Genomic DNA, 1,529 nt, shown 5'->3' with positions numbered 1-1,529 from the left:
GGGCGTCGTCGAGCTGGGTCTGGGCCACCGCCCCCGTCAGGGCGAGACGCCTGTAGCGGTCGACCCGGCGCTCGACGATGGAGATCTGCTGGTCGAGGTCGCCCTGCGTCTGGCGCATGTCGGAGAGGTCGACGGCCTGGATCGGCGGGGTGACGGTGGCCAGCACCTCGCCCCGGCGCACCCGGGTGCCGAGGCGGGGAAACAGCCCCGAGGCCGGAGGCGAGAGGCGGCCGCCGACCGAGGATTGCACGACGCCGCTCGCATTCGGATCCGGGATGATGCGGCCGGGGAGTTCCACCGCGCGGTGGAACCGGCCCTGCTCGGTCATCGTCGTGCGCAGAACCAGCAACCGCTGGGTGGGCTTGGGCACGAAGACGGAGCCGTCGGGCAGGCGCTGGGCGAGATCGGAGGATCCGGACGGGCGCGGCTCGGTCAGGGCGGCACCCTGCACGGCCGGGCCGTGGTCCTCGTCGCCATGCGCGAAGGCGGCCGTGCCGAGGACGAGGGTGATGCCGAGGGCGAGCAACGCCACCGCCGGGACGCTGCGGCGCCCGCGCGCGAGCCCGGTCACCAGCATGCCGAGCAGGAAGGCGACGACGACCGCGCCGACCAGGGTCGGATCCTTCTGCCCGAGGCGCGCGCGAACCTCCTGGGCGACCTCGGACACGCGCGACAGGGCGGCCCGCCCCGGTGACGGCTCGGCGGGCGCCGCGGCCGCGCGGCCGGAGGGGTCCGGCACGGCGACCGCGACGGTCAGGACGTCGACGTCCCCGCCCGCCGTGACGGTGGCGACGAATTCGTGCCGGCCGGGCGCCGACATCCACGGGGCCGTGAGCGCGTAGCCGCCCTCCGGCGTGGCGGTCGCGGTCTTCGGGCCGTCCGGCGTCTCGACATCGATGGTCGCGCCGGTCACCGGCTCGTTCGTCCGGAAGCGGTCGAGGAACAGCGTCAGGGTGCCGTCGCGCGGGACGGCGACCAGTTCGAAGGTCTCCGAGAGGGCCTCGCCGCGGGGGGCGATGGTCTTCGAGACGGGCGGCGGGGCCGCGCCGTGGTCATGGCCCTCATGGGCGAGCGCGGATCCCGCCAGGACGGCGGCAAGCGGCGCCATCGCGCCCAGGGCGGCGGCAAGACGGGTCGACATGGAAACGGTATTCCTCGCGGTGGGGATGCCGGGCGCGGCCGTTCGCGGGCGCAGCTCGGGCGTCGCGCGCCTCGGGCGCGCCTCATCTCAGGCGAGGGTTCGTGGGGGTTTGGGCAGGGTCTCGGGGGCGGTGCCGACGCGGCCGGAGACGTCCCCCGGGATCTGCGTGCCGGTCCGGAACAGGGACGGGACGAGGGCGTCGGACCTGGACAGGACGCCGGTCGCGCAGCAGGACATCGTCCCGCAGCAGCGGGTCTTGCAACCGGGCCGGCAACACGCGTCCCCGGTCGGCGCGATGTACGCCGCCTCGACGGCCGTGGTGACGACCTTGGACCACGTGGGCGCCGCGGCGCGAACCGTCGGCTTCGCCGCCGCCGCCGCCTTCGGC

At 75.5% G+C, this 1,529-nt stretch carries 1 protein-coding gene and 1 pseudogene; both read right to left on the bottom strand.

The annotated features are described in order from the left end of the window. Positions 1 to 1,141 (bottom strand): hypothetical protein (locus I53_RS26835; RefSeq protein ID WP_043356659.1); only part of this gene is annotated, 1,141 nt, incomplete at its 3' end. Between the two features lie 87 nt (positions 1,142 to 1,228). After that, positions 1,229 to 1,529 (bottom strand): annotated as a pseudogene (locus I53_RS31915) (hypothetical protein); the annotation flags it as partial.

The organism is Methylobacterium sp. B1 (assembly GCF_000333255.1).
Lineage (GTDB): Bacteria > Pseudomonadota > Alphaproteobacteria > Rhizobiales > Beijerinckiaceae > Methylobacterium > Methylobacterium fujisawaense.
Note: the sequence above shows the minus strand (reverse complement) of the source record. Positions and strands in the feature narration are given on the sequence as shown.